This window comes from Variovorax paradoxus (assembly GCF_009498455.1).
Classification (GTDB): domain Bacteria; phylum Pseudomonadota; class Gammaproteobacteria; order Burkholderiales; family Burkholderiaceae_C; genus Variovorax; species Variovorax paradoxus_H.
In genome coordinates, this window is the sequence record NZ_CP045644.1 from 3,356,149 (window position 1) to 3,369,874 (window position 13,726).

General features: G+C 71.6%; 8 protein-coding genes. 6 read left to right on the forward strand and 2 right to left on the reverse strand.

Features of this window, described 5'->3' with window-relative positions:
- Positions 1-29 precede the first annotated feature (29 nt).
- A complete protein-coding gene (locus tag GFK26_RS15395; protein WP_153282703.1) occupies positions 30-2,831 on the reverse strand; it encodes a LuxR C-terminal-related transcriptional regulator in 2,802 nt (933 codons plus the stop codon).
- An 83-nt stretch (positions 2,832-2,914) separates the two neighbouring features.
- Here GFK26_RS15395 and GFK26_RS15400 point away from each other — a divergent pair, with 83 nt between their 5' ends.
- From GFK26_RS15400 to GFK26_RS15420, 5 genes are all read left to right on the forward strand, one after another.
- Positions 2,915-5,695, forward strand: coding sequence for a LuxR C-terminal-related transcriptional regulator (locus GFK26_RS15400; protein WP_153282704.1), 2,781 nt, complete (start codon positions 2,915-2,917; stop codon positions 5,693-5,695).
- Between the two features lie 127 nt (positions 5,696-5,822).
- Positions 5,823-6,818: a Bug family tripartite tricarboxylate transporter substrate binding protein gene (locus tag GFK26_RS15405; protein WP_153282705.1), complete on the forward strand. Its 996-nt coding sequence runs from the start codon at positions 5,823-5,825 to the stop codon at positions 6,816-6,818.
- Positions 6,819-6,832: 14 nt separating this feature from the next.
- Entirely contained in the window at positions 6,833-7,687 is an 855-nt protein-coding gene (locus GFK26_RS15410) for an enoyl-CoA hydratase/isomerase family protein (RefSeq protein WP_153282706.1), read from the forward strand.
- A 21-nt stretch (positions 7,688-7,708) separates the two neighbouring features.
- Positions 7,709-10,060: an acyl-CoA dehydrogenase family protein gene (locus tag GFK26_RS15415; RefSeq protein ID WP_153282707.1), complete on the forward strand. Its 2,352-nt coding sequence runs from the start codon at positions 7,709-7,711 to the stop codon at positions 10,058-10,060.
- Positions 10,057-11,280: a CaiB/BaiF CoA transferase family protein gene (locus GFK26_RS15420; RefSeq protein WP_153282708.1), complete on the forward strand. Its 1,224-nt coding sequence runs from the start codon at positions 10,057-10,059 to the stop codon at positions 11,278-11,280. Before GFK26_RS15415 ends, GFK26_RS15420 begins: the two co-directional genes overlap by 4 nt.
- 28 nt (positions 11,281-11,308) lie before the next feature.
- Here the strand turns inward: GFK26_RS15420 and GFK26_RS15425 are convergent, their stop codons facing one another.
- Positions 11,309-12,280 (reverse strand): NAD(P)H-dependent flavin oxidoreductase, encoded by a 972-nt coding sequence (locus tag GFK26_RS15425; RefSeq protein ID WP_153282709.1) that lies wholly within the window; start codon positions 12,278-12,280, stop codon positions 11,309-11,311.
- A gap of 124 nt (positions 12,281-12,404) precedes the next feature.
- Between GFK26_RS15425 and GFK26_RS15430 the strand changes: the two genes are divergently transcribed.
- A complete protein-coding gene (locus tag GFK26_RS15430; protein ID WP_153282710.1) occupies positions 12,405-13,454 on the forward strand; it encodes a CaiB/BaiF CoA transferase family protein in 1,050 nt (349 codons plus the stop codon).
- The last annotated feature ends 272 nt before the right edge of the window (positions 13,455-13,726 follow it).

The window sequence follows — 13,726 nt, forward strand, 5'->3', positions numbered from 1 at the left end:
GGGGGCCGCGCGCCGCCGGCGCGAAGGCGTCAGTCCGGCGCGGTGGCGGCGGCGCCGGCGTCCCATCCGAGGTCGCGCACGCGCGCCACGGCTTCGTCGCGGCCGGACACGCGCAGCTTGCCGTAGATGCGGCTCAGGTACCACTTGACCGTCTCGGGCGACAGGCCGAGGGCGCGCGCGATCTTCTTGTTGGGCATGGCCTGGGCCAGCAGGCGCAACATCTCGACCTCGCGCTCGCTGAAGGCTTCGAGGCCGGCCGGCGTTGCGCCCGATGTACCGGGTGCGCCGGTTGCGGCGGCACCGTCCACGGGCGCCTCCGGGCGCGTGCGCACGGCCAGCAGGCGCTCGACGTAGAAGGCCAGCACCGGGTCGAGCGATTCGGTGCGCGCGAGCTCGTCGAGCATCCGGCGCGCCATCGTGTCGGCATCGACCAGGCTGCGCAGCAGGCCGAGCCGGTGCCCGCGCTGCAGCGCGTCGCGCAGCTTGCGCCGGGCGGATTCGCCGCAGCCGCGCTGGGCCTCGACCGCCGCGCTGCGCACCAGCAGCTGCACCACGCTGCGCTGCCGGCCGCGCGCCTCGCACAGGGCGAGCAGGTCGTCCAGCTGCACGGCGGCGCGTTCAAAGTCGCCCAGCGTCACGGCCAGCCGGATGCGTGCGCGCTGTGCCACCTCGCGGATCTCGCCGAGCGACCCCGCGGCCGGGGCCGCATGGCGCGCGTCGATCGCCTCCAGCCGGGCCAGCGCCGCCTGGGCGGCCGTCAGTTCGCCGCACAGTAGGCGGCAATGCACCTCGTCGCCCAGTCGGTGGGCGAGCAGGCGATCGAGCCGGTGGCGCGTGGCGTAGGCCTCCAGCCGTTCGAGGTGGGCGAAGGCACCGGCCGTGTCACCGGCCTGCCAGGCGGCCGCGGCCAGCACCCGGTGCACGCGGAGCACGGCATCGGGCATGGCGATGCGTTCCAGCGTGCCGACCTTGTCCTCGAGCAGCGCGCGCGCCTGGCGGGCGTCGTCGAGTTCGTAGAGCACCTCGGCGAGCAGGCTGAGCGCGAGAAAGCGCGCATCGGCGCCCGCCTTGCCGGCCTGTTCGGCTTCGGCCGCCACGGCGCGGAGCACGCGTTCGGCCTGCGTCATCTGGCCTTCCATCGCATAGCTCAGCCCGACCAGGCAGCGGCCCTGCAGGCTGCCGGCGGCGGTCGCCACGAGCGGCGCGCCATCGACCATCAGCGGCGGCGCCTCGCGCTGCACGCGGCGCGCCTGCTCGTAGGCGCCTTGCTGGATATGAAGCCACGACAGGATGTTGTGGCGCACGCCGACCGCGAGCGGATCGGCATCGGGCGGCACCTGCAGCAAGTGCGGAAGCATCGCCAGCGCGGCGTCGGTGTCATCGCGCTGCAGCGCCAGCGCGGCCTGCAGCGCGGCGACATGAAAGCGGTGCGCGACCGCGTCGGCCGGCAGGTCGCGTGTCAGGTCATCGAGCGTGCGTGCGCAGGCATCGAGGTCGCGTTCGAAGAACTGCGTGCGCACCAGCCACAGCCGCATGCTGAAGCTGCGCTGCAGCTGCTCCGGTGGGAGCTGGCGCAGCAACGCCGCCAGTTCGCGACGCTCGCCGCGCACGATGAGCGACTGCGCGCACTGGTCGACCAGCGCCGCGGCCTGCGCCGGATCGCCCGACTGCACGGCATGGCGCACCGCGTCCTGCAGCAGGCCGCGGTCGCGAAACCACGTGAAGGCGCGTGCGTGCACGGTCTGCCGTGCAGGCTCGGCGAGGACGGCGAAGCGGGTCAGCAGCGCGTCGCGCAGCAGCGGGTGCAGGCGGAACCAGGTCTCGCCCGGTGGGTGCTCGACGCGGTCGACAAAGTGGTCTTCGCTTTCCAGCCGCAGGAGCAGCGTGGCCACGTCGGCGACCGTGCCCGGCGCGTCGGCGAGCGCGGCGCACAGCGGTGCACAGAGGCGCAGGCAGGGCGCCGCGCGCACGAGCAGGTCGAGTTCGCCGGGCGACAGGTGCGTGCACACCTCGTGCTCGAAGTAGTGGGTCAGGGCGGTCGCATCGCGGGCAGGCAGGCCGGCGAAGGGCTGGCCCGTGGCGGTGAGCGCGGAGGGTTCCCGTCGCTTCTTCTTCCAGTCGAGCGCAAAGAGGCGCAGACCGGCGACCCAGCCTTCGCTGAGTTCGTGCAGGGTGCGCACGGTGCGGGCATCGATTTCGCCCAGTTGTGATTTCAGAAACTGGGCACTCTCCGCCGCCGTGAAGCGCAGGTCGTGCCGGTCGAGCTCCAGGGTCTGGGCCTGGCTGCGCAGCCGTTCGAGCGACAGCCGCAGACGGCCGCGCGAGACCAGCACCAGGTGCAGGTTGGGCGGGGCGTAGTCCAGCAACCACTGCAGCGCATCGAGGATCGCGGGGTGGCGCAGCCGCTGCAGGTCGTCGAGCACCAGCGCCACATCGCGCGGGTGCGCCGCGATGCCGCGCACCAGTGTGATGACCTGCCGCTCGATGGCATCGGGGTCGGTGCCGATGCCTGTGGTGGTCTCGTGCGCCAGCGCCGCGTCGACCTGCGCCAGGCTGGCGAGCAGGCCTTCGAAGAAGCGTGCGGGGTTGTCGTCGTCCGCGCCCGGCGTGAACCAGGCAACCTCGAAACCCATCGGCACCAGGGTCCGTCGCCAGGCCGCGATGAGCGCAGACTTGCCAGCGCCCGCCGCCCCGGTGACGGCGATGCAACGCAGCTGCCGGGCTTCGGTCAGGCGCGCCAGCAGGCGCTCGCGTCCGACCGTGCCGACAACCGGGCGCCGCGCTGCCTCGGGCTTGGCCGTTGGCGAGGCGGAGGAGGGTGGAACCGGCATCGCGGTCGATTGTGCAGCAGCACTGCGGGGCGACACCACCCGCTGCGGGTAGGGTCGGGCGCTGTGCGCGAGAATGCACGCCGATGCCGACCCTGCCCGCCGAGCGCACGAAACACAACGATGCGCAGCCTGTGTCCGGATCGCTTCCGCGGTCCGCCGGGCTTCTGTTGTCGCGCGAGACCTTGCTCGCGCGCCTGTCCTTGTCCGCCTCGGCGCCGCACCGGCTCGTCGTCGTTCAGGCGCCCGCGGGCTGCGGCAAGACCTCGCTGCTCCAGCTGTGGCGGCGCGAGCTGGTGTCGGTGGGTTCGGAGGTCGCCTGGGTCGGGCTGGGCAGCGACGACAACGACATCCTGCGGCTCGTCGACGACCTGTTCGCGGCCTTGGAGCCCATCGATGCGGCCATCACGCGCGAGGCCCGCCTGCTGGCCGGGCGCGGCAGCGATCCCGAGGCGGTCGAGCGCATGGTCATCGGCCTGGTGCAGGGCATCGCGGCGAGCGGGCGCGAGATCGTGCTGGTGCTCGACGATGCGCACCATCTGCACAGCGCCGGGGCGGTGCATGCGGTCCAGCTGCTGATCGAGTACGCGCCCGCCAACCTTCGCTGCGCCCTGGCCACGCGCACCGCGTTGCCGCTTTTTCTCGCACGCGCACGCGCGGCGGACCAGATGCTGCAGCTCGGCCCCGACGACCTGCGTTTTTCGCGCGACGAATCGGTCGAGTTTCTTCGCGAGCGCCTGTCGGGCGCCGACGACCGCATCGCCGATCGCCTGCATGCGCTGACCGACGGGTGGCCGGCCGGCCTGCAGCTGCTGAGCGTGGCCTTGCGCCGCCGGCCGGGCGCGCTGCCGGAGCAGGTCGAGCGTGTCTGCGATCCCAAGACCTTCTCTGCCTACCTCGAGCAGGAGGTGCTGCTGCGCCTGGCGCCGGACGAGTTGCGCCTGATGGTGTGCTGCGCGGTGCCGTCGCGGTTCAATGCGCCGCTGGGCGCCGCGCTGCTCGGCGAGCCACTGGGTACCGCGCACTGCGCCGCACTGCTGGGCCGGCTCGCGGGCGAAGGGCTGTTCATGACCCGCACCGCCGGCGCGGACGATCCGGCCGCGTGGTGGCGCATCCATCCGCTGCTGCGCGACGTGCTGCGCGCCCGCTTCGAGACCTGGCCGGCGCCCGAGCGCCGCCGTGTCCACGTCGCGGCATGGCACTGGTTCGCGGCCGAGGCCCAGCACCACGATGCCGTGCGCCACGCCATGCAGGCCGGCGAAGCCGACGCTGCCGTCGAACTGGTGGAAGGCTGCGCGAGCGAGTTGTTCGTGCGCGGCGAGCTGCGCCAGCTGGTGAGCCTGGTGCGGCTGCTGCCGCCCGCGCTGCTGAGCGAGCGGGCGGGCCTGCGCCTGTGGATGGCCTGGGTCGAGGTGTACGAGCGCCGGCTGGCCGAGTGCGCGCGCACCGTCGCCCAGTTGCGCATCGACCTGGCCGACGCCCCGCCCGCCATGCGCTACCGGCTCACGCTGTTGCGCGGCCTGCTGGCGGTGCAGAGCGACGACACGCTCGGCGCGATGGCGATCCTGCCGGAGCTGCAGCACGCGCCCGATGGCGCGGATGGCATCGCGCGGGCCGGGCGGCGCAACATCCTGAGTTGGCTCTACGTGTACCGCGGCGAGTACGAGCGCGCGCGCCGCATCCAGCTCGACGAGGAGCCGCCGCTGGTCGAAGGGCAAGTGCTGCACGGTACGCCTTTCGGTGCGCTGGTCGGTCGTTGCCTGGTCGGGTTGGCGCATGCGGTCGAAGGCCAGATGATCCAGGCCGAGCGCATCTACCGCGACGTGCTGTTCGAGGCCGATCAGCGCGGCAGCAGCTGCGTCGATGCCGCCTGCATGGCGGCCGGCCTGCTGGCCGAAGTGCTCTACGAATTGAACGACCCGGCCGCCGCGGCGCGCCTGGTCGAAGAGCGGCTCGACGTGCTGGAGCGCGTGTCGATTCCCGACACCGTGGTGCGCGTGATGCTGGTGTTGACGCGCGCCCGCCGCATGGCCGGCCGCCCGCTCGATGCCCTGGCCCACCTGGAACAGGTCGAAGACTACGCGCAGCGGCTCGGCCTGGACCGCGTGATGGCCTACTGCCTGCTGGAGCAGTTCAAGCTGCACGCGGAGCGCGGCGAATCCGAGGCGGTGCGCGACTGCATGGCGCAGCTGGATGCGCTCGACGCGCGCCACGCGGGTGTCGAATCCGAAACCCTCAGCGAGATCATGGTGGTCGCGGAGCGCGCGCGCATTCGCCTGGCGATCTGGGACGGTGACCTGCAGGGCGCGTTGCGGCGCATCGACGCGCTGTGGGTCCTGTGCGAGCGGCGCGGGCGCATCCGCCGCCTGGCCTACCTGCACCTGCAGGCGGCCGTGCTCGAGCGCCGGCTGGGGCGGGACGATGTGGCGCGCGAGCGCACGCGCGAAGCCCTGCGCATTGGCCACCGGCTCGGCCTGGTGCGCTCGCTGCTCGATGCCGACCCCGACGCGCTGGCGCTGATCGAGATGGTGGGCGCCGAGCCCGGCATGGACCCGCTGCTGGCCTTCTACGCCCAGCGCATCCAGGCCTCGGCCCGCCAGTCGCAGGCGAACGCGGGGAGCGGGCAGGGCGCAGGCAGTGACTCGGCCCGCACCGCCTCGCTCGAGCTGCTGAGCCCGCGAGAGACCGAGATCGTGCAGCTGCTGCAGCAGTCGATGCCGAACAAGAAGATCGCCCGCGCGCTCGGGGTGTCGCTCGACACCGTGAAGTGGCACCTGAAGAACGTCTACGGCAAGCTCGGCGCGACCGGGCGCGACGACGTGGTGCAGCGCCTGCGCGCCGCTGGGACGAAGACCGGGGCTCCGTAGCTCACCTCCACCGGGTTTTCCCGAGCCGCCCCAGAGGGGTGGGGTGTTCGCCGCACCGAACCGGATGATGGCCTCCAGCGCGTCGCGTCGCTCCTGACCGCGACAGCGACTTCCAGGAGACGCATCCATGTCCGTTCGATTTTTCCCCTTTGCCGGTGCGGTCCGCGCGCTGCTTGTCGGCGCCGCACTCGCGGTGTCGGCACAGGCGCAGGCCGCTGGGTACCCCGAGCGCCCTGTGCGCATCCTCGTGGGCGTGCAGGCCGGCGCCAGCACCGACACGCTCGCGCGGCTGGTCGCGCAGAAGCTTGGCGACCGGCTGGGCCAGCCCTTCATCGTCGAGAACCGGACCGGCGCAGCCACCCGCATCGGCATGGAGACCATGGCACGCGCGCCGGCGGACGGCTACACGCTGGGGCTCGCGAACGCGGTCAGCACCAGCTTTCCGCTGATGTTCGACAACTTCCCCTTCGTGCCGGGCAAGGACTTCGTGCCGGTCTCGATGGTCGGCCGCGCGCCGTCGTTCCTGGCGGTGCGCAGCACGCTGCCCGTGCGCAACGTCGCCGAGTTCATCGCCTATGCCAAGGCCAACAGCGGCAAGCTGAGCTTCGGCTACGGCGGCGCGGGCAGCAACCCGCACGTGGCCGCGCTCACGCTGGTGCGCTCGCTTGGCGTGAAGGCCATCGGCGCGCCCTACAAGGGCAATGCGCCCACGGCCCTGGCCGTGGGCGCGGGCGAGGTCGACTTCGCGATGCTCGAGTACGCCGCGGTGCGCCCGATGGTGGAGCGCGGCAACGTCCGCCTGCTCGCCGTGACCGAGCCCAAGCGCTTCGCGCTCCTGCCCGACGTGCCGACCAGCACCGAGCAGGGCCTCACACGCGAGATCGAAGGCATGACGCCCTGGTTCATGTGGATGGCGCCCGCGGGCACGCCCAAGCCGGTGGTCGAGCTGCTCAACCGCCACGTCAACGAGATCCTCAAGCTCCCCGAGGTGCAGCAGCCGCTGCGCGCCGCCGGCATCGAGCCCGAAGGCAGCACGACCGCGGCCGCCACCGAGTACTTCCTGGGCGAACGCGCGCGCATCACGCGGCTGTCGCAGGAACTCGGCGTGTCCTTCAAGGAATGAAACGAAAGAACCCCATGGCCTCCGATACCGAAACCATTGCCTTGCGCGAGTCGCAGCTCGTCATCGACGGCCCCGTCGCCGAGTTTTCGCACCAGCGGCCTGGCGCGCGCAACGCGCTGTCGATGGAACTGCGCGCCGACTACGCCGAGATGCTGGCGCGCGTGCGCGAGAACCGCGCGCTGCGCGTGCTCGTGCTCACCGGCTCGGGCGGCAGCTTCTGCGCGGGCGGCGACGTCAAGGGCATGAACGAGCGGCTGCAAGACCCCGACCCCGAGCGCAACTCGCCCGACGCCACGCGCCGCCGCCTCATGGACTCGCAGCTGTGGCTGACCCAGCTGCGCGAGCTCGACCTGCCGGTGATCGCCGCCGTGGACGGCGCGGCCTACGGCGCCGGCTTCGGCCTGGCGCTGCAGGCCGACTTCATCCTCGCGTCGACGCGTGCCGCCTTCTGCATGTCGTTCGCGCGCATGGGCGCGGTGCCCGACTACGGCGCGCTGTACACGCTGCCGCGCATCGTGGGCTTGGCGCGCGCCAAGGAAGTGATGCTCACCGCGCGCCGCATCGGCGCGCAAGAAGCGATGGCGATGGGCTTCGTCCATGCGGTGCATGAACCCGCTGCACTGCCGCAGGCCGCGCGCGCCTTCGCGCACCGGCTCTCGGCCGGCCCGCGCGAGGCGGCCGCCATGACGCGCAGCCTGCTCAACAAGAGCTTCGAGACCGACTACGCCACGCTGGCCACGCTGGAGGCCTGCGCGCAGGGCGTGGCGATGGCCTCGGCCTACCACGCCGAGGCCGCGGCGCGATTCACGCGTGGCGAACCCAGCCTGTTCGATTGGGACCGCGACAGCGCGGCGCCGCAGCAGAAATAGAACGACAAAGAGCATCTCACCATGTCCCCGCACGCATCCACCCCCGACCTCGAGACTTTCCGCGCCGAGGTCCGCCACTTCCTCGACGAGGCCATTCCCTCCGACATCCGCGCCTCGGTGCGCGCGCACTGCCTGGTCACGCGCGAGCAGGCCAGCCGCTGGCAGCGCATCCTGCATGCGCGCGGTTGGGGCGCCCCCGGATGGCCGCGCGAACACGGCGGTCCCGGCTGGTCGCTGGTGCAGCAGGCCGTGTTCCGCGAAGAGCTCGCCGCCAGCGACGCGCCGCGCTACGAAAACCTGGGCATCGACACCATCGGCCCCACGCTGATGCGCCACGGCACGCCCGCGCAGCAGGCCCGCTTCCTGCCGCGCATGCTGTCCTTCGACGACTACTGGGCGCAGGGCTATTCCGAGCCCGACGCCGGCTCCGACCTGGCCTCGCTGCGCACCACGGCGCGGCGCGAGGGCGACCACTACGTCGTCAGCGGCACCAAGATCTGGCAGAGCTACGGCCACTGGGCCAACTGGGCGCTGGTGCTCGTGCGCAGCGACAGCAGCGCGGCGCGCAAGCAGGACGGCATCTCGGTGCTGTTGATCGACCTCGAATCGCCCGGCGTCACGGTGCGCCCGATCCGCTTCATGAACGGCGCGCAGTTCCACGTCCAGCTCTTCTTCGACGAGGTGCGCGTGCCGGTCGAGAACCTCGTCGGTGTCGAGCATGCCGGCTGGAGCGTGGCCAAGGGGCTGCTCGTGATCGAGCGCCTGTTCGTCGCACGCGTCGCCGAGTGCAAGGCCGACGTGCTGGAAACCGCGCGCATGGCGGAAGGGCGCGGACCCGGCGGTGCCTCGCTGCTTGCCCAAGACGTGTACGCGCGCCGCTTCGCCGAACTCGACGTGCGCGCCCGCGCGCTCGATGCCGCCTGGTGGCCTGCTGTTCGCACGGTGGAGGCGGGCGGCGACGCCGGCCTGGACGCTTCGTTGCTCAAGCTGCAGGGCAACACGCTGCTGCAAGACCTGCAGCAGCTGCAGCTCGAGTTCGCGGGCCTCGAGGCCTTGCCCTGCGACGCCGGTGCCATCGACGGCGTGCCCAACCCCGAGCCGCTGTCGCCCACCTACGCCGAAAACCTGGCGCTGCATGTCTGGCGCTACCGCGGCATCACGCTGGGCGGCGGCACGTCGGAGGTGCAGCGCGGCATCGTCGCCAAGGCCATCTTCGGCGGACAGAGCGCGCTCGACGGCGATGCGGGCGAGCCGCTGAACGACGAGCAGGCGATGCTCGACGCGGCCCTGCGCCGTCTGCTGGCAGATCGCTACGCCTTCGAGCACCGCCAGCGAGTGCTCGCGGACCACGGCGGCTTCGACGCGTCGTTCTGGCAGTCGTTGCACGACCTGGGCATCGGCAGCCTGTGCGTGCCCGAGCGCGACGGCGGCTTCGGCGGCGGCGCGGTCGAACTCAGTGCTGTGATGGAGGCGACCGGCGAAGCGCTGCTGCTCGAACCTTTGCTCTGGAGCACGGTGCTCGGCGTGCAGCTGGTGAGCGACACGCCGCCTTCGGAGGTGCGCAGCCGGCTGCTCGACGGCCTGGCGGACGGCTCGCTGCGCGTGGCATTCGCGCACGGCGAAGGCAACGGCGTGGCCGATGTCGCGCGCATCGACACCCTCGCGCGGCGCGACCGCGACGGCTGGCGCCTGAGCGGACGCAAGCGTTTCGTGCTCGGCGGCGACGGCGCGCAGACGCTGCTCGTGAGCGCGCGGCTTGAAGACGGCGGCCTCGGCCTGTTCGCCTGCGACGCGGCGGCAGCGGGTGTTGCACGACGCAGCTATCGCCTGCACGACGGGCGCGGCGCCTGCGACGCCGTGTTCGACAACGTGGCGCTGCCCATCGATGCGCTCATCGCCGGGCCCGAGCGCGCCGGCGAAATCATCGAGGAGGCCGTGGCTTTCGCGACCCTCGCGCTGGCCGCCGAGAGCGTCGGTGCGATGCGCCGCGCGCTCGCGATCACGGTCGACTACATGCGCACGCGCAAGCAGTTCGACCGCGCGCTGGCCGACTACCAGGCGCTGCAGCACCGCGTGGTCGAGCACTACCGGCTGTGGGGGCAGGCGCGCACGCTGGTGCGCGAGGCCGCGCAGGGCTGGCCTGCTGTTTCGCCGCAGGAGCGTGTGCGCCGCGTGAGCGCGGCCAAGTACGCCGCCGGCCTGGCGGGCCGCGCCATCGCGCTCGACGGTCTGCAGCTGCACGGCGCCGTCGGCCTGCAGGACGAGACCGCCATCAGCCACTACGCCAAGCGGCTCATGGCCAACGACGTGCTGCTCGGCGATGCCACTTTCCATCTCGGCCGCTTTGCCGGCGCAGGAGCCGCGATCCCATGACCGCCAAGGACAACGCCTTCAAAGGCCAGGGCCCGCTGGCCGGCCTGCGCGTGCTCGACATCGCCACTGTGGTGGCTGCGCCCTCGGCCGCCGCGTTGCTGGCCGACTACGGCGCCGAGGTGCTCAAGATCGAGCTGCCCGGCGTGGGCGACGGCTGCCGCGCCTTCCCGCCCTTCAAGGACGGCAAGGCGCTGTGGTGGAAGGTGACCAACCGCAACAAGAAGCTCATCTCGCTCGACCTGCGCAAGCCGCGCGGCCTGGCGCTGTTCAAGCGGCTGCTGCCGCGCTTCGACGTGCTGATCGAGAACTTCCGCCCCGGCACGCTCGATCGCTGGGGCCTGGACCGCGACACGCTCTGGGCGCTCAAGCCCGGCCTCGTCATCCTGCGCGCCACGGCCTTCGGCCAGACCGGCCCGTACCGCGACCGGCCGGGCTTCGCGCGCATCTTCGAGGCCATGGGCGGGCTGACCTACATCTCGGGCGAGGCCGACGGGCAGCCCATGCATGCGGGCTACCCCATCGGCGATTCGATCGGCGGGCTGTTCGGCGCGCTCGGCGTGATGACCGCGCTGTGGAAGCGCGCGGCCCACCCCGACGCGCCGGGCGAGGAGATCGACCTGTCGCTCACCGAGGCCATGCTCAAGCTGATCGAGTTCCTGCCGATCAAGTACGACCTGCTTGGCGAAAGCCACGAGCGCTCGGGCAACACCAGCCAGTACGCGGCGCCGACCGGCGTGTACCGCACGCGCGACGGCCAGTGGGTGTCGCTGTCGGGCAGCACCAACGCGCTGTTCGCGGCCAACTGCCGCGCCATCGGGCGCGAAGATTTGCTGAGCGATCCGCGCTTTGGCGGCAACCCCGCGCGCTGCGCACACACAGCCGAACTCAACGCGCTCTTCGCCGACTGGTTCCTGGCGAACGACCTGGCCGACGTGCTCGCATCTTTCGAGCGCCACAAGGGCACGCTGGCGCCGATCTATTCGGCACGCCAGATCGTCGAAGACCCGCAGGTGAAGGCGCGCGAGTTCCTGTGCACCGTGCCCGACCGCGATTTCGGCGAAGTGCGCATCCAGGGTGTGGTGCCGCGCTTCCTGCGCGACCCCGGTGCCATTCACACGCCCGGCGGCGCGATCGGCGAAGACAACGACGAGGTCTTCGGTGACTGGCTCGCGCTCGATGCCGACGAGCAGGCCCGGTTGCGCGAGGAGGGCGTGATCTGAGGGACCGCGGCGCGGCGGCTCGCGGGCCTCAGACGGCCGCGAAGCCGAGCCGCACCCGCGCTTCGCCGTACTCCCGCTGCAGCCGCGCAGCGATCGCGGCGGTGCCTTCGGCCTCGCCGATGCTGCCCACGCCTTGCCCGGCCGACCAGATGTCGCGCCACACCTTGGCCTTGGCCATGCTTTCCGAGCCGAAGTCTTCTTCCGCCGCCCCGCGGTCCGGCAGGGCGTCCGGGTCGTAGCCGGCCGTCGCCACGCTGCTGCGCAGGTAGTTGGCATGCACGCCGGAGAACAGGTCGGTGTAGACGATGCCTTCGGCGGGCGCATCGAGCACGGCCTGCCGGTAGGCGGGCGTGATGTTCGCCTCGGTCGCCGCCAGGAAGCGCGTGCCCATGTAGGCAAGGTCGGCGCCCATCGCCTGCGCGGCCAGGATGTCGTCGCCCCGTGTGATCGCGCCGCCGAGCAGCACGAGCCCGCTGAACCATTGCTTCACTTCGCCCACCAGCGCGAAGGGCGACAGGCGCCCCGCATGTCCGCCTGCCCCCGCGCACACGAGGATCAACCCGTCCACGCCGGCCTGCGCCGCCTTGCGTGCGTGCCGCTGGTTGACGACGTCGTGGAACACCAGCCCGCCGTACCTATGCACGGCCTCGACCACGGCTGCCGGGTTGCCCACCGAGGTGATGACGATCGGCACGCGGCGGCGCACGCAGGTCGCAAGGTCGGCGGCGAGGCGGTCGTTGGTCTTGTGCAGGATCAGGTTCACCGCGTAGGGCGCGGCGGGCGCGTGCGGGTGCGTTGCGTCGTGCGCCGCGAGCTGCTGTTCGATGGCGTCGATCCACGCATCGAGCGCGGCGGCGGGGCGCGCGTTCAGCGCGGGAAACGAACCGACGATGCCGGCCTTGCACTGCGCGACAACAAGCTCGACGCTGCTGGCGATGAACATGGGGGAGGCGACGGCCGGCAGGCGCAGCCGCTGGAGCAGAGGGTGGGTTGTGGTCATGGCGCCAGTAGATGCCGGCGCGGGCGCGAAGGCCCCACTCTTCAGGAGTGGGGGCGCAGGGTGCGGTGGCGTGGACCATCGAGCGCAGCAGGCACTACAGGTCGTGCGAGAAAGGCAATTTCAGATGAACGAACAGTCTCCCGCCGCCACGGCGCTTCAGAGGCCTTTGCAAGGCACTCGCATCGTCGAGTTCGAAGGCATCGGCCCGGGCCCGGTGGCCGGGCGCATCCTGGCTGCGCTGGGGGCCGAGGTCACCGTGATCGCACGTCCGCAGGCCGGCGCAGTGCAGCGCCTGGGAAGCACCACCGACAACCCGCTGCGCGCGCGCAAGCAGGTCGTCACGCTCGACCTGAAGACGCCCGAGGGCGTGGCGCAGGCGCTGGACCTCGTGGCCACGGCCGATGCGCTCATCGAAGGCAATCGCCCGGGCGTCATGGAGCGCCTCGGACTCGGCCCGTCGGTGTGCGCGGCGCGCAACCCGCGCCTGGTCTACGGCCGCATGACCGGCTGGGGCCAGGACGGCCCGCTGGCGCAGGCGGCCGGGCACGACCTCAACTACGTGGCGCTGACCGGCCTGCTGTCGCTGTCGGCGCAACCCGGCGCGACCCCGATGGTGCCGCCGACCATGGGCGACGCCAGCGGCGCGCTCGGCCTGGCCTTCGGCATGGTCTGCGCGCTGCTGGGTGCGCGCAGCACCGGGCAGGGTCGCGTGGTCGACGCGGCGATCCTCGACGTGGTCGCCATGCTGGGCACGCTGGTGCACTGGCTGCATGCCAACAACAGCATCGGCGGCACGCAGCCCAGCGTGTTCCACGACTCGCCGTTCTACGACGTGTATGCCTGCAAGGACGGTGGCTTCGTCACCGTCGGCGCCATCGAGCCGCAGTTCTACGCCTTGCTGCTGGAGAAGCTCGGCATGGCCGACGTGGACCCACGTGAGCAGATGCAGCGCGAGAAATGGCCGGTGATGAAGCAGCGCTTTGCCGAGTGCTTTCGCGGCAAGACGCGCGACGAGTGGTGCGCATTGCTCGAGGGCACCGACGTGTGCTTCGCGCCGGTGCTGACGATTGCGGAGGCGGCGGTGCATCCGCATAACGTGGCGCGTCATCTGTTTCCGAAGACGGCCTCGGGGGCGATCGATACGCAGGTGGTGCCGCGCTTCGCGGCGTTGTAAAAGGAGGGGGCGCCTGCGCGCGCCTCAGGCTTCTGTGTGACGGCTTTAGACTGGTCAGAGTCATTCGCTACCGACAGGCTAAGCGACCGCTGCAATCATCAGCGGCCGTTCGTTAGCGACCGCCTGGCCACTGCAGCATCTCGGCCACACCGTGCGCCTGATGGCACCAAGGTTCGTCATTCCTTACCTCGCATTGAGGTGTTGGTCACCGCTGCGCCCCTGCCCGAACTAAGGCTTGGCCTGACCGGATGTCACAGTATGGGCGCTCCAGC

What these genes read in the sequence shown, in the direction of transcription:
- GFK26_RS15395 (WP_153282703.1), bottom strand. Translation starts at nt 2,831, where the DNA reads ATGCCGGTTCCACCCTCCTCCGCCTCGCCAACGGCCAAGCCCGAGGCA.
- GFK26_RS15400 (WP_153282704.1), top strand. Translation starts at nt 2,915, where the DNA reads ATGCCGACCCTGCCCGCCGAGCGCACGAAACACAACGATGCGCAGCCT.
- GFK26_RS15405 (WP_153282705.1), top strand. Translation starts at nt 5,823, where the DNA reads ATGTCCGTTCGATTTTTCCCCTTTGCCGGTGCGGTCCGCGCGCTGCTT.
- GFK26_RS15410 (WP_153282706.1), top strand. Translation starts at nt 6,833, where the DNA reads ATGGCCTCCGATACCGAAACCATTGCCTTGCGCGAGTCGCAGCTCGTC.
- GFK26_RS15415 (WP_153282707.1), top strand. Translation starts at nt 7,709, where the DNA reads ATGTCCCCGCACGCATCCACCCCCGACCTCGAGACTTTCCGCGCCGAG.
- GFK26_RS15420 (WP_153282708.1), top strand. Translation starts at nt 10,057, where the DNA reads ATGACCGCCAAGGACAACGCCTTCAAAGGCCAGGGCCCGCTGGCCGGC.
- GFK26_RS15425 (WP_153282709.1), bottom strand. Translation starts at nt 12,280, where the DNA reads ATGACCACAACCCACCCTCTGCTCCAGCGGCTGCGCCTGCCGGCCGTC.
- GFK26_RS15430 (WP_153282710.1), top strand. Translation starts at nt 12,405, where the DNA reads ATGAACGAACAGTCTCCCGCCGCCACGGCGCTTCAGAGGCCTTTGCAA.